General features: G+C 48.3%; 16 protein-coding genes and 4 tRNA genes. 16 read left to right on the top strand and 4 right to left on the bottom strand.

Annotated features, from left to right (window positions below; all coding sequences use genetic code 11):
• The first annotated feature begins 120 nt into the window (after window positions 1-120).
• From clpP to B076_RS0106760, 8 genes are all read left to right on the top strand, one after another.
• On the top strand, window positions 121-723 hold the full coding sequence (gene clpP / locus B076_RS0106795) for an ATP-dependent Clp endopeptidase proteolytic subunit ClpP (protein ID WP_028486649.1): 603 nt from the start codon (window positions 121-123) through the stop codon (window positions 721-723).
• Between the two features lie 11 nt (window positions 724-734).
• Window positions 735-1994: an ATP-dependent Clp protease ATP-binding subunit ClpX gene (clpX, locus tag B076_RS0106790; RefSeq protein WP_028486648.1), complete on the top strand. Its 1260-nt coding sequence runs from the start codon at window positions 735-737 to the stop codon at window positions 1992-1994.
• Window positions 1995-2098: 104 nt separating this feature from the next.
• Window positions 2099-4510, top strand: coding sequence for an endopeptidase La (gene lon / locus B076_RS0106785; protein WP_028486647.1), 2412 nt, complete (start codon window positions 2099-2101; stop codon window positions 4508-4510).
• Between the two features lie 117 nt (window positions 4511-4627).
• A complete protein-coding gene (locus B076_RS0106780; RefSeq protein WP_028486646.1) occupies window positions 4628-4900 on the top strand; it encodes an HU family DNA-binding protein in 273 nt (90 codons plus the stop codon).
• Window positions 4901-5028: 128 nt separating this feature from the next.
• Window positions 5029-5104 (top strand) — tRNA-Val (locus B076_RS0106775).
• A 1-nt stretch (window position 5105) separates the two neighbouring features.
• Window positions 5106-5182: transfer RNA gene (locus B076_RS0106770), tRNA-Asp, on the top strand.
• 101 nt (window positions 5183-5283) lie between these two features.
• Window positions 5284-5359 (top strand) — tRNA-Val (locus tag B076_RS0106765).
• A gap of 8 nt (window positions 5360-5367) precedes the next feature.
• Window positions 5368-5444 (top strand) — tRNA-Asp (locus B076_RS0106760).
• A gap of 282 nt (window positions 5445-5726) precedes the next feature.
• On the opposite strand, the gene B076_RS0106755 is transcribed toward B076_RS0106760, so the two are convergent.
• Window positions 5727-6506 (bottom strand): enoyl-ACP reductase FabI, encoded by a 780-nt coding sequence (locus tag B076_RS0106755; protein WP_028486645.1) that lies wholly within the window; start codon window positions 6504-6506, stop codon window positions 5727-5729.
• Between the two features lie 208 nt (window positions 6507-6714).
• On the opposite strand from B076_RS0106755, the gene B076_RS12335 reads away from it, so the two are divergent.
• The 5 genes from B076_RS12335 to B076_RS0106730 all read left to right on the top strand — a co-directional run bounded on the left by B076_RS12335 (window position 6715) and on the right by B076_RS0106730 (window position 13660).
• A complete protein-coding gene (locus B076_RS12335) occupies window positions 6715-8943 on the top strand; it encodes an ABC transporter substrate-binding protein (protein ID WP_169721409.1) in 2229 nt (742 codons plus the stop codon).
• Complete coding sequence (locus B076_RS0106745) at window positions 8943-9920, top strand: ABC transporter permease (protein WP_028486644.1); 978 nt, start codon at window positions 8943-8945, stop codon at window positions 9918-9920. The genes B076_RS12335 and B076_RS0106745 overlap by 1 nt, the downstream gene beginning before the upstream one ends.
• Window positions 9920-11260, top strand: coding sequence for an ABC transporter permease (locus tag B076_RS0106740; protein ID WP_028486643.1), 1341 nt, complete (start codon window positions 9920-9922; stop codon window positions 11258-11260). The genes B076_RS0106745 and B076_RS0106740 overlap by 1 nt, the downstream gene beginning before the upstream one ends.
• On the top strand, window positions 11260-12885 hold the full coding sequence (locus B076_RS0106735) for an ABC transporter ATP-binding protein (protein ID WP_038150468.1): 1626 nt from the start codon (window positions 11260-11262) through the stop codon (window positions 12883-12885). The genes B076_RS0106740 and B076_RS0106735 overlap by 1 nt, the downstream gene beginning before the upstream one ends.
• Window positions 12886-13195: 310 nt before the next feature.
• The gene (locus B076_RS0106730) at window positions 13196-13660 is read left to right on the top strand and encodes a DUF502 domain-containing protein (RefSeq protein WP_407635177.1); all 465 of its coding nucleotides are present in this window, start codon (window positions 13196-13198) and stop codon (window positions 13658-13660) included.
• A gap of 115 nt (window positions 13661-13775) precedes the next feature.
• Here the strand turns inward: B076_RS0106730 and B076_RS12330 are convergent, their stop codons facing one another.
• The 3 genes from B076_RS12330 to ubiG are packed head-to-tail and all read right to left on the bottom strand — an operon-like array spanning window position 13776 to window position 15886.
• A complete protein-coding gene (locus B076_RS12330) occupies window positions 13776-14459 on the bottom strand; it encodes an SDR family NAD(P)-dependent oxidoreductase (protein ID WP_038150467.1) in 684 nt (227 codons plus the stop codon).
• 43 nt (window positions 14460-14502) lie between these two features.
• On the bottom strand, window positions 14503-15162 hold the full coding sequence (locus B076_RS0106720; protein WP_028486640.1) for an HAD family hydrolase: 660 nt from the start codon (window positions 15160-15162) through the stop codon (window positions 14503-14505).
• Between the two features lie 4 nt (window positions 15163-15166).
• The gene (gene ubiG, locus B076_RS0106715) at window positions 15167-15886 is read right to left on the bottom strand and encodes a bifunctional 2-polyprenyl-6-hydroxyphenol methylase/3-demethylubiquinol 3-O-methyltransferase UbiG (RefSeq protein ID WP_028486639.1); all 720 of its coding nucleotides are present in this window, start codon (window positions 15884-15886) and stop codon (window positions 15167-15169) included.
• 276 nt (window positions 15887-16162) lie between these two features.
• Here ubiG and gyrA point away from each other — a divergent pair, with 276 nt between their 5' ends.
• The 3 genes from gyrA (at window position 16163) to pheA (ending at window position 21151) form a co-directional block, all read left to right on the top strand.
• On the top strand, window positions 16163-18814 hold the full coding sequence (gene gyrA, locus B076_RS0106710; RefSeq protein WP_028486638.1) for a DNA gyrase subunit A: 2652 nt from the start codon (window positions 16163-16165) through the stop codon (window positions 18812-18814).
• A 93-nt stretch (window positions 18815-18907) separates the two neighbouring features.
• Window positions 18908-20002 carry a 3-phosphoserine/phosphohydroxythreonine transaminase gene (serC, locus tag B076_RS0106705; protein ID WP_028486637.1) on the top strand — a complete coding sequence of 365 codons (1095 nt, stop codon included), beginning with the start codon at window positions 18908-18910 and terminating at the stop codon, window positions 20000-20002.
• A gap of 42 nt (window positions 20003-20044) precedes the next feature.
• A complete protein-coding gene (gene pheA, locus B076_RS0106700) occupies window positions 20045-21151 on the top strand; it encodes a prephenate dehydratase (protein WP_038150466.1) in 1107 nt (368 codons plus the stop codon).
• Window positions 21152-21194: the final 43 nt, after the last annotated feature.

The following is a 21194-nucleotide window of genomic DNA, read 5'->3' as shown; positions in this document are numbered from 1 at the left end:
CCTGCCAAAGGAAATTTTACATTTGTCTTTGGGGTTAAGTTTTTTTTTGCCACAGAAAAGGCTAAGATACACCTAAGTTAAACGATTAATTGTATATATTGACGAGGAATGGTATTCAGGATGGAGAGTAATTTGATTCAAAACGCTTTAGTTCCCATGGTTATTGAGCAGACAAGTCGAGGGGAACGTTCCTATGACATCTATTCCCGTTTACTAAAAGAGCGTGTTATTTTTTTAGTAGGCCAGGTTGAAGACCATATGGCTAACCTGATTGTTGCGCAAATGCTGTTTTTGGAATCCGAAAACCCCGATAAAGATATCCATCTTTATATCAACTCTCCAGGTGGAAGCGTCACGGCGGGAATGGCGATTTACGATACCATGCGTTTCATCAAACCGGATGTGAGCACAATGTGTATTGGTCAGGCGGCGAGTATGGGGTCGTTTTTATTGTCAGCCGGAGCGAAAGGCAAACGTTATGCATTGCCTAATTCAAGAGTGATGATTCACCAGCCGTTGGGTGGATTTCAGGGGCAGGCCAGTGATATTCAGATCCATGCCCAGGAGATTTTGAAAATCAAAGATACGCTAAACCAAGCTTTGGCAGAACACACAGGGCAAGACATTAAAACCATTGAGCAAGATACGGATCGCGATAATTTCATGAGCGCCCAGCAAGCTTACGAATATGGAATAGTTGATCAAGTCTTGACGCAACGATAGGGTTAGATTTTATGAGTGATGAAAAAACACTGTATTGTTCATTTTGCGGAAAAGGGCAGGATGAAGTTAGAAAACTCATAGCGGGTCCATCGGTTTACATTTGTGATGAATGCGTCGAGTTGTGTAACGATATTTTGCAAGAAGAGTTTGGTGGCGAAGAGTTGTCACAGTTTGAACTTGAGAATCTGCCGACACCGCACGAAATCAGTACCATTTTGGATGATTATGTTATTGGTCAAAAGTCGGCCAAAAAAGTGCTTTCCGTTGCGGTTTATAACCACTACAAGCGTTTGCAGAATGCGCATGTCAAAGATGACGTGGAACTTACTAAAAGTAATATCCTGCTGATCGGTCCGACCGGTTCCGGGAAGACTTTATTGGCACAAACTCTTGCTCGATTGTTGGACGTGCCATTCGCAATTGCCGATGCCACTACTCTGACGGAAGCGGGTTATGTTGGGGAAGATGTTGAGAGCATTGTCCTTAAGTTGTTACAGCGTTGCGATAACGATCCTGAAAAAGCGGAGCGCGGCATTATTTATATTGATGAGATCGACAAGATCACGCGTAAGTCTGAAAATCCATCCATTACCCGAGATGTTTCCGGTGAAGGTGTTCAGCAGGCTTTGCTTAAGTTGATCGAAGGCACGCAGGCATCTGTTCCTCCTCAAGGTGGGCGTAAGCACCCGAATCAGGATATGATCCAGGTCGATACCTCCAAGATTCTGTTTATCGTTGGGGGAGCTTTTGAAGGACTCGACAGAATCATTGATCAACGTGTTGAAACCAATTTGGGGATCGGTTTTTCGGCTGAAGTGAAGTCTGCGGACAAGAAGAAAACCTTGTCCGAGAAATTTAAAAGCATTGAGCCGGAAGATTTGATCAAATTTGGATTGATTCCCGAATTCGTTGGGCGTTTGCCGATGATTTCGGTTCTGGAAGAGTTGGATGAGACAGCGTTGGTCAAGATTTTGACCGAACCTAAAAACGCGCTGGTCAAGCAGTTTCAGAAGATGTTCGAATTGGAAGGGGCGGAATTGCAGTTCAGAAAAGATGCGCTTTTGGAGATTGCGAGGATGGCAATTGAGCGTAAAACCGGTGCCCGTGGTCTGCGTTCGATTATGGAGCAGTTATTGTTGGATACGATGTATGACCTGCCAAGCTTGAAAAATGTCGAGAAAGTCGTTATTAATAAAGCAGTGATTCAAGGTAAGAAGCCACCGATGATGGTGTATCAAGAAGACGAGCCAAAAAAAGCCTCAAGTGAATAGTTATTTACGGCAGGTGTCCTGAAGGGACGGCAAATCAGTCTTTTTAAATACCCAGCTAGTCTGGGTATTTTTTTGGCCTTACCCTTACATAGAGAAGGAATGAAATGGAACTCGACCAAGTAACAATGAAAATGAATGTACTCGTACTGCCACTGAGAGATGTGGTGGTGTTTCCGGGTAATGTGATGCCCCTTTTTGTGGGCAGGGAAAAATCTATCCAGGCACTGAATGAGGCAATGGAAGGGGATAAGCAGATCTTTTTGGTCACGCAGAAAAGTGCCGAGCTGGATGTGCCCAGCTTGGAGGATTTGTACAGTGTCGGAACCATGGCGAACATTCTGCAGTTGCTGAAATTGCCCGATGGCACAGTGAAGGTTTTGGTGGAAGGGGTTCAGCGATTCAAACTCTTAAGCCTTAACCACGAAACCAATGTATTGATGGGTGACATCGCCGAGTTTGTTTCAGAAGAAGCCAGCGAAGCAGACACGGTTGTATTGGTTCGTGCATTGAAAGAGAGTTTTGTCAAATATGCCGAACTCAAAAAGAAAATTCCATCCGAAGTGATTGCTTCAGTTAAAAAAGAAGAGGTGCCCGATCGCTTGGTGGATCTGGTGTCGGCTAATGTTAATTTAAAAGTCAGCGAGAAGCAGGCGTTGCTTGAGTTGGTCGCGGTCAATGAACGTCTCGAACGGATGTTGACGGTCGTTGAGACGGAAAGAGAATTGCAGGAGTCGGAAAAACGCATTACCACCAAGATCAAGAAACAGATGGACAAAACGCAACGCGAGTACTATCTGAATGAAAAGATCAAGGCCATTCATAGTGAACTGGCAGGTGGCGATGAAGAGGCGGTCAGTGAATATGACCAAATCGCCGAAAAAATTGAGCAGGTTGGGTTGAGTGAGGAAGCCAAAACCAAAGCTCAGACAGAGCTGAAAAAACTCAAAATGATGCCCGCTCAATCATCCGAAGCGACCGTGGTGCGCAATTATCTCGATTGGTTGTTGGATATTCCATGGAAGAAGCGCAGTCGAGTGTCTAAGGATCTGCACAAGGCAGAGGATATTCTGGATAGCCAGCATTATGGCTTAGAAAAGGTCAAGGAGCGTATTGTCGAGTATTTGGCGGTACAAAAACGTGTTCGCAAGATGAAAGGGCCTATTTTGTGTTTGGTTGGGCCTCCTGGAGTGGGTAAAACCTCTTTAGCGCGTTCCATTGCCGAAGCGACCAATCGTAAATATGTACGAATGTCCTTGGGTGGTGTACGTGATGAAGCCGAGATTCGTGGCCACCGCAAAACCTATATTGGTGCACTTCCGGGGAAAATCATTCAAAAGATGAGCACGGCCGGAACTAAAAATCCGCTGTTCTTGTTGGATGAGATCGATAAGATGTCGAGTGACATGCGCGGTGATCCGGCGAGTGCGCTCCTTGAGGTGTTGGATCCGGAGCAGAACAGTAGCTTCAATGATCATTATCTTGAAGTCGATTATGACTTGTCGGATGTGATGTTTGTTGCTACCTCAAACTCCATGGATATTCCCGAGGCCTTGTTAGATCGTATGGAAGTGATTAATCTGGCAGGTTATACCGAGCCGGAAAAACTGAATATTGCGCGAAAACACCTGTTGCCACGTGCGGAAAAGGATCACGGTCTTAAAAAAGGTGAACTTGAAGTTACGGATGAAGCCCTGCAGGCCATTATTCAAACCTATACACGAGAAGCTGGTGTGCGCCTGCTTGCCCGTGAATTGGCTAAGATTTGCCGTAAGGCGGTTAAAAAGCTCGTCACCGATGAAGTGAAAGGAGCTATCCTGGTCACGCCGGAAGATTTGGAGGCCTACTTGGGTGTGGCGCGTTACCGTATCGGCCTAGCTGATGAAATGAATCGGGTAGGGCAGGTCGCAGGTTTGGCTTGGACGCGTGTTGGCGGTGATCTGCTTCGCATTGAGGCCACCGCTATGCCGGGTAAAGGTAAGTATTCAAGCACCGGTCAGTTGGGCAGTGTCATGAAGGAGTCTGTGGATACCGCCATGAGTGTAATTCGTAGCCGTTCGGCCGCTTTAGGCTTGAGTGAGGACTTTTACGAGAAGTTGGATTTGCATTTTCCGGAAGGTGCTATCAAAAAAGATGGGCCGAGTGCGGGGATTGCGATCTGTACGGCGATTACCTCGGTATTGACTAAAATCCCTGTCAGGGCGGATGTAGCCATGACCGGTGAAATTACGTTACGTGGGGAAGTTCTGCCAATTGGAGGGCTCAAAGAGAAGTTGCTGGCCGCCTTGCGCGGTGGCATTAAGGTGGTTCTGATTCCGCATGATAATGTCAGGGATTTGGCCGATGTTCCGGAGGAGGTCAAAAAACAGCTCGATATTCGTCCGGTTAAGTGGGTGGAAGAGGTGTTTTCCGCCGCATTAGAAACAATGCCGGAACCTATAAAGGAAAGTAATGAGATCGCCGCTATTTCGGGCTCTAACAAGGCAAAATCTGTTGAAAAGGGCTCAAAACGACATTAATTCGTAAATTAGCGGATTTTTACTTGACACTGTTGAGCAAGGATTGCTATAAATGGTTCTAGCCCTTGACTGGCGCTAGAATCTAAACAAATATATGGTACTCATGGAGATTAACAAATGAATAAATCAGAATTAGTAAGTGCAATCGCAGAAGAAGCCGGATTAACAAAAGCAGACGCAGCGCGTGCATTAGATGCGACCGTTTCTTCTATCACGGGTGCTTTGAGTAAAGGTGATGCTGTAGCCATTATCGGTTTCGGTACTTTCAAGGTTGGTGAGCGTTCTGCACGTACTGGTCGTAACCCTCAAACTGGTGCTGAAATGCAGATTCCAGCGGCTAAGGTTCCTAAGTTCTCTGCCGGTAAAGCCCTAAAAGATGCAGTAAACTAAGATCTGTCAAAATTTTGTAAAAAATCATACGAATTTAATTGACAACTTCTCCCAACTCCCTATAATACGCCACATCAATTAAGCACAGCAGATTGATAGCCGAAAGGCTTGAAATAGGCGGTTTGATTGGGTGATTAGCTCAGTTGGGAGAGCATCGCCCTTACAAGGCGAGGGTCACTGGTTCGAGCCCAGTATCACCCACCACGGAGCGGTAGTTCAGCTGGTTAGAATGCTTGCCTGTCACGCAGGAGGTCGCGGGTTCGAATCCCGTCCGCTCCGCCATATTTATAAGGTAGTTTGTAGCTACCTTTTTTATTGCAAATCTACAGGAGTTTGCAATAAGTAACCGAAGCGCAACCCATAAGACGTTTTGGTATTATCCTGGGTGATTAGCTCAGTTGGGAGAGCATCGCCCTTACAAGGCGAGGGTCACTGGTTCGAGCCCAGTATCACCCACCATACAATTCGGAGCGGTAGTTCAGCTGGTTAGAATGCTTGCCTGTCACGCAGGAGGTCGCGGGTTCGAATCCCGTCCGCTCCGCCATTAAAAGAAAAGCAGTGTCTGATTTGTCAGTCACTGCTTTTTTCGTTTTTAGCACAATGAATTTCCAAGTTCCGTTTTTTATTCATGCTTCTGTTTTGCGCTGCTTTTTAAAATGAGCAGGCCTGTCTGGCTCTGTTCATTATTGTCCAATTTAAGCCTGTCTCATCAAGCTCTATAAGGTGTAGGTTTTATAGGTTTGTATTGTCATGTCTTGGGCTTAATAAACAACAGGTATAAAAAAACCGCATATAAAATGCGGTTCTGTAAGCGCACTGTGTGAACTTAGGTTGAAGCGGTCACGTTGTAGCCACCATCTACGTAAGTGATTTCACCGGTGATCCCTGATGCTAGGTCGGAGCATAAGAAAGCTGCGGTATTGCCGACTTCTTCAATGCTTACGTTGCGGCGTAGCGGCGTGGCTGAAGCCGCTTTATCGAGCATGGAACGGAAATCCTTGATGCCAGCGGCTGCCAGCGTGCGAATAGGCCCTGCGGATACCGCATTGACGCGGATGCCGTCTTGACCCAGATCGGCCGCCAGGTAACGCACCGTCGCTTCCAGAGAGGCTTTGGCAATGCCCATTACATTGTAGTTTGGCACCGCACGTTCCGCTCCCAGATAGGATACTGTCATGACTGAACCGTTTTTAGCTTTCAGCATGCTGTAGGCCGCTTTTGTGCAGGCGGTCAGGCTGTATGCTGAGATATCGTGGGCAATCTTGAAACCTTCACGTGTGGAAGCATCAATCATGCGGCCTTCCAGTTCTTCACGAGGTGCGAATGCTACGGAGTGAACTAGAATATCCAAGCCGTCAGTCCAGCTTTTGCCTAATTCGGCAAATACTCTATCAATTTCGGCATCGTTGGCGACATCAAGTGGCAATACGATTGAAGAGCCCAGTTCTTCAGCGATCTTTTCGACTCGCCCTTTGAGTTTTTCGTTTTGATACGTCAAGGCGATTTCTGCACCTTGCTCATGCATCTGTTTGGCAATGCCGTAGGCGATTGATTTGTTGTTGGCTACGCCAATGATTAAGGCTTTTTTTCCGCTTAGGAATCCCATCACGATTTCTCCGTTTGATGAATGACGACTTGGCTGAGTTTGCACTTATGGCAGTGTAAATCAACGGCCGTTCTGGTGATTGATTTAAGTTTTGCTATTAAGAATAATAGTGGCATTATAACGCTAATTTAATTGAATTTATTCGCTATAATGGCAGTTCTTCAAGAATTAAAACGGTTTGTTTGTGAGAGGTTGGTTTCATAACATTATGCTTAACGAATTTGGATTACAGAGTGTGCTAAGACGCGGTTTTTATTCTGTTATCTTCGTTATGCTGTTTGTTTTGTCAGGGTGTGAATCAGGCCTTTGGAATCAGCCTTACAGCGCCCAGCAGGTTCAGAGCCCGACCTTGTTCAGCTCGTTTTCAGAACCGCCAAAACACCTGGATCCGGTGGTCTCATACAGTTCTAACGAAGCGGCGATTCTAGGGCAGATTTATGAACCGCCACTGCAATACCATTACCTGAAAAGACCCTATGAACTCGAACCGCTGACCTTGACGCAAATGCCCCAAGTACGTTATCTGGATGCACAGGGCAAGGTTCTTGATGAAAAGGCAGAAACATCCAACATAGCTTTCAGTGAATATCATTTGAGCTTAAAGCCCGGTATCCGTTATCAACCGCATCCGGCTTTTGTCAAAAAAGCCGATGGGGCGCAGAAATATCTCCATTTAAGCCCGACTCAATTAGCACCAATAAACACTCTATCCGACTTCGGTGAGACGGCCTCGCGTGAACTCGTTGCAGAAGATTATGTGTATGCAATCAAACGCATGGGGTTACGCCAAAACCATTCTCCGATTCTTGACACTATGAATCACTATATTGTCGGTCTTCAAGAATTTTCTGACGAGGTCAGCCTTGCCTATCAATCTGAAAGTTCCGAATCCGCAGATTCATTTGATTTTGACTTGAATGACTATCGCATTAAAGGCGTTCAGGTTGTTGATAAATATAACTTTATTATTCGTATTGAAGGACGTTACCCGCAATTTCAGTATTGGTTGGCGATGAACTTTTTCGCCCCCATTCCGTGGGAAGTTGAGCGCTTTTACAATCAAGCAGGCCTGGTTGAAAAGAATCTGACATTGGACACTGCTCCAGTAGGAACCGGGCCTTACATGTTGGCCGAAAACAACCCTAATAAGCGCATGCGTCTGTTGGCCAATCCTAATTTTCATGAAGACTATTATCCCGATTCCGGCTTGGCGGAAGGTGCGGATCCTGTTTTGCTCAAGGATGCAGGTAAACGTTTGCCATTAATTAAAGAGGTGGTCTATTCGCTGGAGAAAGAGAATGTCCCTTTATGGAACAAATTTTTGCAAGGTTACTATGACGCCTCGGGTGTGAGCTCGGACAGCTTTGACCAAGCGGTTTCGGTCAATGCCAGTGGCGGCATGCAGCTCACCGATGAAATGCGGCAAAAGAACATACAGTTTCTGAATGTGATTCAACCGACCATTATGTATTTGGGTTTCAATATGGCCGATCCGGTGGTGGGCGGCTATTCCGAAAAGCAGCAAAAATTGCGTCAGGCATTGAGCATCGCCATTAATTACGAAGAGTATATTTCTATTTTCTTGAATGGCCGTGGTGTCGCGGCGCAAGGGCCAATACCTCCGGGGATTGCCGGGTTTATAGAGGGAAAGGACGGCATCAATCCTTATGTGCATGAGTGGCGTAATGGCAGCGCGCAGCGTCAATCATTGGAAACGGCCAAGCAATTGTTGGCAGAAGCGGGCTATCCCGGCGGAAAAATGCGAGACGGAACGTCGTTGACCCTCTATTTCGATACCCCGGCAACCGGCCCGGACAGCAAGTCAATGTTGAGCTGGTATCGCAAGCAGTTTGAAAAGTTAGGCATTGAATTGGTGATTCGTGCCACCGACTACAACCGTTTTCAGGATAAGGTTCGCGGTGCCAAAGCTCAGATGTTTGTGTGGGGCTGGAATGCCGACTACCCGGATCCGGAAAATTTTCTATTTTTGCTGTATGGCGGCAATGCGGCGATTCATACCAATGGCGCCGGAATCAACAGTGCCAATTACGATAATCCGCAATTCAATGCGCTGTTTGAACAGATTAAAACCATGCAAAATTCCGCAGAGCGTTTGCGTCTGATTCGGCAAATGCTCGACATTGTCCGCCAGGATGCACCTTGGGTATGGGGTTTCTACCCCAAGTCGCTGGCGCTTTATCATGGTTGGTATCATAATGTCTGGCCGAACCCGTTGGCGAACAACACCATCAAATACAAACGCATTGATGCTGAACAGCGATATGCCAAGCAAAATCAATGGAATCAACCGGTTGTGTGGCCTTTGTTGATTCTGGTTCTAGTCTTACTCGGTTCGGTTTACCCTCTGGTGAGAGCCTACCGTGCACGGCAAGGTTCGGTGATTGTACCGGATTCGAAGCAGCGAGGAGAAGGGTGATGTTTGCCTATATTGTGCGGCGATTGTTGTTTGCCGTTCCGATTCTTATTGGTGTAAATTTGATTACCTTTGCGCTGTTTTTCATGGTGAATACGCCGGACGACATGGCGCGTGCCCAACTTGGCGCCAAACAGACCACGCCGGAAATGATCCAGGCCTGGAAGGTCGATCACGGTTACGATAAGCCATTGTTTTTCAATACGGAATCGGCAGGCCTGTCTAAAATCAGCGAAACCCTGTTTGTGGAACAGTCTTTAAAGCTGTTTGTATTCGATTTTGGACAGTCCGATTCGGGACGGCAGATCTCGGCAGATATCTATGAACGCATGTGGCCCAGTCTGGCCATTGCCTTGCCGACGTTCATCATTGGGTTGGTGACCAATATCGCTTTGGCGTTGTTGATTGTCCTGTTCCGTGGTTCGGTTCTGGATACGGCCACCATGATGGTGGCGGTCGCGATCATGTCGATTTCAGGGCTGTTTTACATCATCGCCGGTCAAGTATTGTTCAGCAAGATTTGGCATTGGGTGCCGATATCGGGTTACGAGAGTGGCTGGGAGGGACTCAAGTTTTTGATTCTGCCGGTTTTGATCGGGGTCTTTGCCGGTTTGGGCAGCGGCATCCGTTGGTATCGCAGCCTGTTCCTTGAAGAGATCAATAAGGATTATGTACGCACCGCTCGTGCCAAAGGCTTGTCTGAGATCAAGGTGTTGTTTGCCCATGTTCTACAAAACGGCCTCTTGCCGATATTGACCGGCGTGGTGGTGGTGATTCCCACTCTGTTTATGGGTAGCCTGATTATGGAATCGTTTTTTGGCATTCCCGGTTTGGGGAGCTACACAATCGACGCCATCAATGCCCAGGATTTTTCAATCGTCAAGTCGATGGTGTTTTTGGGTTCGGTGCTGTACATCATCGGTTTGATTCTGACCGACATTTCCTACACCTATTTTGATCCCAGAGTGAGGTTGCAGTGATGACAGTCTCACTATTGTGGACAGATATGATGATCTGGGGTTTGATCCTTGCGCTGCTGGCATGGGGTCGTTTGATTGGACGATCCGCCCAAGTCAGAAAGCAGTGGTTACAGGTGTTTGAATCCAAGGTGGCGATGGTTGCCGCGTTGGTGTTGCTAATTTATGTGTTGATTGCCTTATTGGATTCGGTTCATTTTGCGCAAAACAGCCAAGCCTCGCAAAGCTTTTTGGATGCACTGTTTTCACATTTGGCCCACAGTGCTGAGCGAACCTATTCGGCTCCTTTCGCCACAGTCGAGTATAACCGTTCGATGCAGATTTTGCCTAATGGAGAGGTGGCGCAGCTCTATCTGCCGTTAGTCCATGTCGATGCGGGCGCCTCCGTATTGAATCACTCTTTATTGGCTTTGGGGCTGGGCGCTTTGATTGGCATGTTGCTGATCGCTGTGCATCTTTGGTGGCGCAGCCGCCAACATGCATTGGACTTTAAGGTTTATGCGGGCAAGGTGTGGCGGAATCAGACGCGTTTGCCTTGGCGCACCGCCTATATCGCGTTGTTAGTGATCGTGCTATTTTTCAGCTGGCTGTATGTGTTAAGTTTCTCGTATCATGTGCTGGGCACGGATAAAGTGGGCGGGGATGTTTTGTATGAATCGCTCAAGAGCATACGCACCGGGGTTCTGATTGGGGTCTTGACCACACTGGTGATGTTGCCGGTTTCTTTGATTCTCGGAATTTCAGCAGGCCTGTTCAAAGGCTGGGTGGACGATGTGATTCAATATCTCTACACGACCCTGAATTCGATTCCAGGCGTTTTGTTAATCGCCGCCGCAGTCTTGGTGATGCAGGTGATTATGAACAATAATCCCGACTGGTTCAGCACCACCGAGGAGCGTGCCGATGTGCGCTTGTTGTTCTTGATTCTGATTTTGGGCATGACCAGCTGGACGGGTTTATGCCGTCTGTTGCGTGCCGAGACGCTGAAAATCAGTCAGATTGAATTTGTGGCCGCCGCCCGAGCTTTTGGAGTGAGCCGTTTCAAGATCATCGGCCGTCACATCATGCCCAATGTCATGCATATCGTATTGATTGCGGTGGTGCTCGATTTCAGCGGACTGGTCTTGGCCGAGGCGGTATTGTCTTATGTCGGAGTCGGGGTCGATCCCACCATGCACAGCTGGGGCAATATGATCAATCAGGCGCGTTTGGAAATGGCGCGTGAGCCGATGGTGTGGTGGTCTCTTTTCTCGGCCTTCTTTTTCATGTTTATTTTAGTGTTAGCCGCCAATCTGTTTTCCGACAGAGTGCAGCAGGTGTTAGATCCCAGAGGGCATAAATAATGCAAGCCAACCAACCGGTATTAGAAGTCAAAAATCTGCAAGTGGAGGTAGAGCAAGCGGCTCTGATTCAAAACATCAGTTTTGAAATCCAGGCAGGGGAAATTTTTGCGTTGGTTGGCGAATCCGGTAGTGGAAAGTCGTTGACCAGTCTGGCGATTATGCGCCTGTTGCCGGAAGCTCTGCAAGTCACCGATGGACACATTTTGCTTAATCAGCAAGACTTGTTTTCCCTGCCGGAACATCAGATGCAGAAAGTGCGCGGCAAACAGGTAGCGATGATTTTCCAGGAGCCGATGACCTCGTTGAATCCGGTGATGAAGGTTGGCGATCAGGTCGCTGAAGTGTTACGGGTGCACCTGCATCTATCCCCTAAAAAAGCCCGTTCCAGAGTGGTGGAGCTGTTTGAAGAGGTGGGCATTCCTGAGGCGGACAGCCGTTACGACTGGTATCCGCACCAGTTGTCAGGAGGGCAAAAGCAACGCGTCATGATTGCCATGGCCTTGGCGTGTGAGCCCGATCTGTTGATTGCCGACGAGCCGACGACGGCGCTGGATGTGACCATTCAGGCCCAGGTTTTACAGTTGCTTAAACAGATTCGCGATGCAAGAGGCCTGTCGATTCTATTTATCACCCACGATATGGGCGTGGTCAATGAGATGGCTGATCGCGTGGCGGTGATGAAACAGGGCGAGATCGTTGAACAGGCCGAGAAGGCGCACTTTTTTGATTCTCCACAACACCCTTATACTCGAAAACTTCTGGCGGATGCCGTACCCAAACGTGATTACCGTACGCTTAAAGAGAGTCGCACGCTGTTGCAGGTGAGTAATCTGAAGGTGCACTTTCCGATTAAGAAAGGTTTGTTTCAAAGGACTGTCGGCTATGTGAAGGCGGTAGATGGCGTCACCCTGAATATCCGCAAAGGCCAAACCTTGGCGCTGGTGGGAGAGTCCGGCAGCGGAAAAAGTACCATTGGTCAGGCGATTTTAAAACTGGTCAACGCCACCGATGGTTCAGTGGAATTTCATGATGAGCAACTGCCGGAAACGGATTTGACGCAACTTTCAGAAAGACAGATGAAGCCATTCCGAAAAAAGGTTCAGGTGATTTTTCAGGATCCGTTTTCGGCATTGAATCCGCGCATGACCATCTGTGAGATCATTCGCGAAGGCATGAACAGCCTGCAGGTTGGTCCTAAGGGCAGGGAGGCGCAGAATCAGCGCATCACGCAGTTGCTTGAGCAAGTTGGCTTGTTGGCCGAACATAAACATCGTTACCCGCACGAGTTTTCGGGCGGCCAACGTCAACGTATCGGCATTGCGCGCGCTTTGGCTGTGGAGCCGCAACTGATTATTTGTGACGAGCCGACCAGTGCCTTGGACGTCAGTGTGCGTGCTCAGGTGTTGGCTCTGCTGGATGATCTGCAGAAAGAGTATCAGATGTCTTACTTGTTCATTACCCATGATCTGTCGATCATTCCGGCCATTGCCCATCATGTCGCCGTAATGCAGCGGGGCAAAATTGTCGAGCAGGGCGAGGTTGAAGAGGTGATGGGCAATCCGCAGCATGAATATACTCAGCAGTTATTGAATTCCGCTCCCAAATTGGTGCGGGACGCTTTGTAGCTGTTTTCTGTTTGAGGTTTTGCTGGCGATGGCCGGGGTCTGATTCGGTTTTTTGCCAAGTGTCAGACAGGCCTGCTTATTTCAGATTTGTCTTGAGAATCAGCAGGCCTGTCTGTTTTTATTTATTGGTTTATTAATTGAGGGCGATGCCGTGTTTGGGTTTATCAGTCGCAATATGTTGACCGGCATGATTACGATTTTGCCGGTAGTACTGACCTTTTATCTGCTTTATTGGCTCGCCGTAAGCGCCGAGTCGGTTTTGGGCGGCATCATCCGTGATGCTTTGCCACAAGCGCTTTATTGGCCGGGGATGGGTGTGGTTGCCGGATTGGTCATACTGTTTTTGATTGGCATGTTGATGCACGCTTATGTGGTGCGCAGTCTCTTCACCAAACTTGAGGAGCTGTTTTCCTATTTGCCGGTGGTGAAGCCGGTTTACCGAGCCATGAAAGATTTTTTTGAGTATTTCTCGCCTAATAAGGAGCAGGAGTTCGATCAGGTGGTGGCGGTGACATTGGGTGAGATGAAATTAATCGGTTTCATTACCCAAAATCAAACGGAAAAGCTGCCGTCAGGTTTCAACGATGAGCAGAGTGTTTTAGTCTATTTGCCTTTAAGTTATATGATTGGCGGCTATGCCGTGTTGGTGCCGCGCAGTGCCGTCAGTTCACTGGATATGACGATGGAGGAGGCAATGCGATTCACGCTGACCGCTGGGGTGACGACTATGGAAGCAAGAAAAACGGTCAAGCGGGAAAAAACACAGGTCGAGTAATGAGCAAGTTTTTGCGTAATTAAAAATAAAAAAACCAGCAGGCCTGCTGGTTTTTTTGGTTTTGGATTTTGTGTGGTAGACAGCAGGCGTTGATGACATGGCTGTTTTGTTGAGTTTAAAGTTTATGAACGAATTCGGCATTGAGGCCATGCAATACGATGTCGAGAATATGTTTCGCCATTTCTTCTGCTTGTGGAAGCTCGGTTGGGTTTTCTCCTGGAAACAGGCGGCCGCGAGATTCGGTTGCGAAGGTCTCCAGTTTAGCCAAGTAGCATTCGATGGAAAACTGTTGGGTTTCCGCCGCCACGGTTTTGATTAATTGTTCCAATCCAGCTTTGGCAACGCCATAGGCACCGTAATAGGCCGGGTGGTCCTCAATGTTTTGGTCGGAAATAGCGATCAGCTGACCTTTTTTTGCCTGCTGCAAAAGCGGTAGAGTGTTTTGGATCAGGTGGAAGTTGGCATTCAAATTGGTGTGCAGTACTTCATACCATTGCTTGTAGTCAAATTGAGCAATCGGGGTAAAGGCCGGCAGAGTCGCGGCGTTTAAAAATACGCCATCCAGTTTGCCATAGTTTTCGTCGAGGGTTTGTTGCAACTGCTGGTAATGGTCGATGTTGGCACCCAGCAGATCCATTGGGTAGAGCGCGACCTTTTCAGAATCGAGTTCATCGTACAGGGCGTTGAGCGCCCCTAAATCCTTGTCCAGCAAAATGACTTCATGGCCTTGAGATACCAGCTGGGTGCTCAAGGCGCGGCCTAGGCCGAGTGCGGCTCCGGTAATGAAATATACGCTCATAGTTTGACTCTTTAATGGTTTCTTGTGATTTTATACCGAAATATTATTTCAGGCTTTGCAGATAGTGGCTGACATCAAACGGGGTCGCAAAAAACAAATCAGCAGGCCAGCTGTCATCTCCGGCCGAATCGGGCAGGTAACCGAACAGGGCGGCTCCTGTTTTCATGCCTGCATTGATGCCGGCTTCAATGTCACGCGGATGATCACCCAGGTACAGACAGTTCTCTGGGGCGATGCCGCATTGTTGAGCCGCCAGATGCATCGGTTCCGGATGGGGTTTGCGCACGGACAGGGTGTCGCCACTGATGACCGTCAGGGGTTGACTTGGAAAGTCGAAATGGGACAGAAGTTTCTCGGTTAGCCAACCCGGCTTGTTGGTGACGATGCCCCACGGGATATTGTGATCGGCAAGAAATTGCAGGCCTGGCAGTAGCCCCGGAAACAATTGGGTGTGGTGCGCAATGTTATGGTAATAGATGTCGAGGAAGTGCTGACGTTTGGCTTCCAACGCTTCGCCTTGCAGTTCTGGGAAAGCAAGTTGAGTCATGGCCAACCCGCCTTGGGAAACGGTTTTGCGAATGTCCTGATAACGTAAGTGAGGACGGTCGAAATCGCTCAAGGTGCGATTCAGTGCGTAGGCGAAATCAAAAGAGGTGTCCAGCAAGGTGCCGTCTAAATCAAATAAAATGCATTCGGGTTTCATTGAGTTATTCTGCTTTTTGGTAGGCGAGTAAATAGTTGACATCAACCTTGTCTGTCAAGCCGTAACGTTGCAATACTGGATTGAATTCAATGCCGCTGCTGTCACGTAGGTAGAGGTCGGATTGGCGGGCCATCTGATCCATTTCAGCTGGTGTAATGAACTTTTCGTAAGTATGGGTGCCTTTGGGCACCAGGTTCATAAGCTGTTCGGCTGCAAAAATGGCCAAGAGGTAAGCTTTGTAATTGCGATTCAAGGTTGAAAAGAACACCCAGCCGCCGGGCTTCACGCAGTCCGCCGCCGCTTGGACGATGGAGGCGGGATCGGGTACGTGTTCCAGCATTTCCATGCAGGTCACGATGTTGTGTTTTTCGGGGTGTTGCTGGGCGTATTCTTCCGCCGCGATCAGTTGGTAGTTGACGGTGACGCCGGAATCCAGTCCATGCAGTTTGGCGATCGTCAGTACCTCGTCGGCCAAATCGATGCCGGTGACATCGGCTCCGGCCAGAGCAAGGGATTCGGATAGAATTCCACCCCCGCAGCCTATGTCCAAAACCGATTGGTTTTCAATGGTTTGATGGCGGCGAATGAAGTCCAGTCTGAACGGGTTGATCTTGTGCAGGGCGCCGAATTCGCCTTCAGTATCCCACCAGGTGTTGGACAGGCGGTTGAAGTTGTCCAGTTCCGTCTGGTCGGCATTGCCTTTACGAAAAGTGTTTTCGCTCATAATCTCTCTTTTGTGCCGGAATGTGCTGGGTTTGAAATCGAGTGAGTTGCTCAGGCGGGTCGATGTGAAGCCTGAAAATAAGTCCAAAATTATACCTTTTTGGCCAGGTTTTGTGCGCTTAAATTATGGACTCTGGTTTGGGTGCTCATAAATGCTTTAAATAACTCTGTAAACTGGATGCAGGCCATGCCAAAGCTTGCTATTAATGTCGCTTTAAGCGAAGAGTTTGGGTATAATGACGGCTTTAATTTGGTTAACAAATAGATTGGATGATTGATGTCTGAATTTGCACGTGAAATTATTCCCATTTCGCTCGAAGATGAAATGGAGCAGTCCTACCTGAGTTACGCGATGAGTGTTATCGTAGGGCGCGCGCTTCCCGATGTAAGAGATGGTTTGAAACCGGTTCACCGTCGTGTGCTTTACGCCATGAATGAACTGAGTAACGATTACAACAAACCTTACAAGAAATCGGCACGTATTGTCGGTGATGTCATTGGTAAATATCATCCACATGGTGATACGGCCGTGTATGACACGATTGTTCGTATGGCACAACCGTTCTCCTTGCGTTATATGCTGGTAGACGGGCAGGGTAACTTCGGGTCCGTGGATGGTGATTCACCTGCCGCAATGCGATATACCGAAATTCGCATGTCGAAAATCGCCCATCATTTGTTGGCCGACCTTGAAAAAGAGACTGTTAACTTTGCAGAAAACTATGACGGTTCGGAGTCCGAGCCGGTCGTTCTGCCGACTCGCATCCCCAATCTATTGGTAAACGGTTCCTCCGGGATTGCCGTTGGGATGGCGACCAATATTCCGCCGCACAACCTGAACGAAACCGTCAACGCCTGTCTGGCGTACATTGAAGATCCGCAAATCGACGTGGCGGGTTTGATGGAGCATCTTCCCGGTCCGGATTTCCCGACCTATGGCATTATCAACGGTACCAAAGGCATTCGTGAAGCCTATGAAACCGGGCGCGGGCGCGTGCAAATTCGTGCCAAGACGAGTGTGGAGACCGATAAGAGCGGTAAGAGCCAGATTGTGGTGCACGAAATTCCTTATCAGGTCAACAAAGCGCGTTTGATTGAGCGCATTGCCGAGCTGGTCAAAGAGAAGAAAATTGAAGGTATAACCGCTTTGCGAGACGAATCCGATAAGGACGGTATGCGTATCGTCATCGAATTGCGTCGTGGGGAAGTGCCGGAAGTTATTATCAATAACCTTTACAAGCAAACGTCGATGCAAACGGTGTTTGGTATCAATATGGTTGCCTTGATTGACGGTCAGCCTAAGTTGTTGAACCTGAAGCAGGTGATTGAAGCCTTTGTTAAACACCGTCGTGAAGTGGTGACGCGTCGCACGATTTTCGAACTGCGCAAAGCGCGCGAAAAAGCCCATATTTTGGAAGGCTTGACCATTGCACTGAATAACATTGATGACATGATCGAGTTGATCAAGGCTTCGCCGAGTCCGGCGGTGGCCAAGGAGCGCATGCTGGAGAAGGCTTGGCCGGTCGGCAATGTGATTGACTTCCTGGAGCGTGTCGATATGAGCGATGTGCGCCCGGAAGATCTGCCGGAAGGTTTTGGTGCGAATGGTGATGCTTATAAATTGTCTCCGGCGCAAGCTCAGGCGATTTTGGAAATGCGTCTGCACCGTTTGACCGGTTTGGAACAAGATAAGATTGTTGAAGAGTACAAAGGCCTGATCCAGAAAATCGCCGAGTTCCTGGAGATTCTTAGAAATCCAGATCGGTTGACTGAAGTGGTCAAGGAAGAGTTGCTGGAAGTAATCGAATCATTTGGCGACAACCGTCGTACCGAAATTGACTTCAGTTACCAGGATCTGGATGCGGAAGACTTAATTGCGGTGGAAGACCGTATTGTCACCCTTTCGCAAGATGGTTATATCAAAACCCAGCCTTTAAGCGATTACCGCGCTCAGAAACGTGGTGGACGCGGTAAATCCGCAACTGCAATGAAAGAAGAGGATGAAGTCGGACAGATTTTCGTGGCGAGCACTCATGACATGCTGTTGTGTTTCTCAAACCGCGGCAAGCTTTACTGGCAGAAGACCTGGCAGTTACCGTTGGCAAGCCGTGGTAGCCGCGGGAAGCCAATTGTGAATATCCTGCCGCTGGAAGAGGGTGAGTATATTACCTCGGTTCTGCCGGTGGATGAGTTTGATGAGGAGCGCGCGGTGTTTATGGCGACCCGCAATTCGGTGGTTAAGCGTGTTGCGCTTAAAGACTTCTCGCGCCCTCGCGCCAACGGTATTATCGCCGTGGATCTGCTGGACGACGATGAGTTGGTGGGTACAGCTTTGACCGACGGGGAGCAAGAGGTCATGCTGTTCAGTAATGCCGGAAAGGCGATCCGTTTCAAAGAGAGTGACGTCAGGATCATGGGACGTACCGCTCGTGGGGTTCGTGGTATGAAGTTGCCGGAAGGTTCCCATGTTATCAGCATGCAGATCGCCAAGCCGGATTCATTGATTTTGACCGCGACGGCCAACGGCTTCGGTAAATGTACGCCGGTGGAGGATTACTCCACCATCAACCGTGGTGGACAAGGGGTGATTTCAATCAAGACAACCGACCGTAATGGAGAAGTGGTTTCTGCGGTTTCGGTTACTCCGGACCAGGAGATGGTGTTGATTACCAATAAGGGAACTTTGGTGAGAACCCGTGTGGCGGAAGTCTCGATTGTGGGGCGTAACACCCAGGGCGTGAAACTGATCAATGTCGGTAAAGGTGAGCAAGTAGTCGGTTTGGCCGTGGTTGATCTAGAAGATGAAGCAGAGCTTGAAGGTCAGGACGGGGTTGACGGATTAGACGTCGCCTCAACTGATGCAATGGATTCCTCTGATTCTGCTGTTGATGAATCGAATGATGCAATCGACGGCGATGAGAAAGCCTGATTGGCCTTTTCAGATTAAGCCTTGAATTTAAATTAGGCAGGGTGGCTTCGTTTTGAGGCCGCCCTGTTTTGTGACTAAGGAAGTGAATTTAGAATGACCCGTGCCTATAATTTTAGCGCAGGCCCAGCGATGTTGCCGGAACCGGTAATGCGTAAGGCGGCCGATGAGTTTTTGGATTGGAATCAGACTGGAATGTCGGTGATGGAGATGAGTCACCGCAGCAAAGAATACATGCAGGTCGCCCATCAGATGGAAGCCGACTTGCGCGAGGTGATGGAGATTCCTGACAACTATAAGGTGTTGTTCATTCATGGCGGTGCTTCATTGCAGTTTGCCGGAATTCCTTTGAATCTAACCCAGCCGGGGGATACCGTTGATTATTTTAATACGGGAGTTTGGTCAACTAAAGCGATTAAAGAAGCCAGCCGTTATGTAAACGTTAATGTGGTTGCGGAAGGTGATGGAAATAACCCAACTGCTATCCCGGCCCGCTCTGAGTGGAATTTCAGTCCTGACGCTAAATATATCCATTTGTGTGCCAACGAGACGATTACCGGTTTGGAGTTTCAGGAGGATGATTTGGAGGCCGTGTTCGCTCAAGGCAAGCCGGTGATTGCAGATATGTCCTCTAATATTATGTGTCGTCCGATTGATGTCAGTAAATACGCTTTGATTTATGCCGGCGCGCAGAAAAATATCGGACCGGCAGGCTTGGCCATTGTGATTGTACGTGAAGATCTGCTTGGCCAGGCGCGTGAAACAACCCCAACGCTGCTTAACTGGCAAACTTATGCGGATAATGAGTCGATGTTTAACACACCGGCCACCTTTGCATGGTATTTGGCCGGATTGGTGTTTGCATGGTTGAAGGAGATCGGAGGCGTGAAGGAAATTGCCAAAATCAACCAAGCTAAAGCACGTAAGCTGTACGAGTTTATAGACGCGTCGGAGTTTTATAGTAATAGTATCGTGCCGCATAACCGCTCGTGGATGAATGTCACCTTCACTTTGAAGAACAGTGAATTGGATGGACAGTTTTTGGAAGGGTCAAAATCAGCAGGCCTGCTCAGTTTGAAAGGGCACAAAGCGTTTGGTGGTATGCGTGCCAGTATCTATAACGCCATGCCGGAAGCCGGAGTGGACGCCCTGATTGAATTTATGCGTGAATTCGCAGCTAAACACGCTTAATTTAAAAATGAATCCAGACAATCGAGTATCAGGTCGGGCAAGATGGCAGAACAGATGACAGAACAGCAACAATTAACTGAAATTCGCAACCGAATCGACTCCATTGATGAGCAAATTCAGGAGTTAATTGGACAGAGAGCAGCTTGTGCTCAGAAAGTGGCCGATATCAAAACCCAGGGTGGAAAGGTCGAAACCATTTTTTACCGTCCTGAACGTGAGGCTCAGGTTTTGCGTGCCGTCAAGCAGCGCAATACCAGCTTGTTGCCTGACAATGAAATGGCGCGTCTTTTTCGTGAAATCATGTCGGCTTGCCTGGCCTTGGAACAACCCATTTCAGTGGCTTATTTGGGGCCTGAGGGCAGTTATTCGCATGCCAGCGTCATCAAACAGTTTGGTTCTTCGGCACATCCGATTGCGGTTTCCTCTATTGAGGAGGTGTTCGCTACGGTTGAAAAGGGGGATGCGAACTACGGCATTGTTCCGGTCGAAAACTCTTCGGAGGGTGTGGTAAAAAATACCGAAAAGGAGATGATTCACACAGGCCTGACTATTTCTGGCGAAGTCGATCTGGCGGTTCATCATTGTCTGCTCTCCAAAGGTGATGAAGTTGAGTTGATTCGCAAGGTGGTGGCGCACAGCCAGGCTTTGGGGCAGTGCGAGCATTGGTTGAAAAACAATATGCCCTGGGCGGAACTTGAGGCGGTCGATTCGAATGCTTTGGCGGCTAAGATGGCGCAAGAGGATGGTTCTTTAGCGGCCATCGCTTCCGAGCAGGCGGCGCAACTTTATGGCTTGAGAATCTTGGAATCCAATATTGAAGATCAGCGTGACAATACCACCAAGTTTTGGGTGATTGGTCGTGAGACTACCCAGCCGAGCGGTGAAGATAAAACCGCCATGATTGTGTCGATTCCAAATAAATCCGGCGCTCTGCTTGAGCTCTTGTCTTGTTTTTCCAAACGTGATATCAGTATGACGCGAATCATTTCACGTCCATCGACCGATAAAAAATGGGATTATCTATTTTTCATCGATGTATTGGGGCATCAGGTGGATGAAAATGTCAGACAGGCTCTGGAAGAGGTTAAGGATAAAGCCTCTTTTTTCAAGATTCTGGGTTCTTATCCGGTTTCCCCTTTGGAGGCTTGAGTTGTCTTGTTGAAAGCCAACTTCTCTCTGAATTCTCGATATT

Origin of the sequence: Thiomicrorhabdus chilensis DSM 12352 (genome assembly GCF_000483485.1) — a bacterium.
Classification (GTDB): domain Bacteria; phylum Pseudomonadota; class Gammaproteobacteria; order Thiomicrospirales; family Thiomicrospiraceae; genus Thiomicrorhabdus; species Thiomicrorhabdus chilensis.
This window is presented reverse-complemented; position numbering and strand designations above follow the sequence as displayed.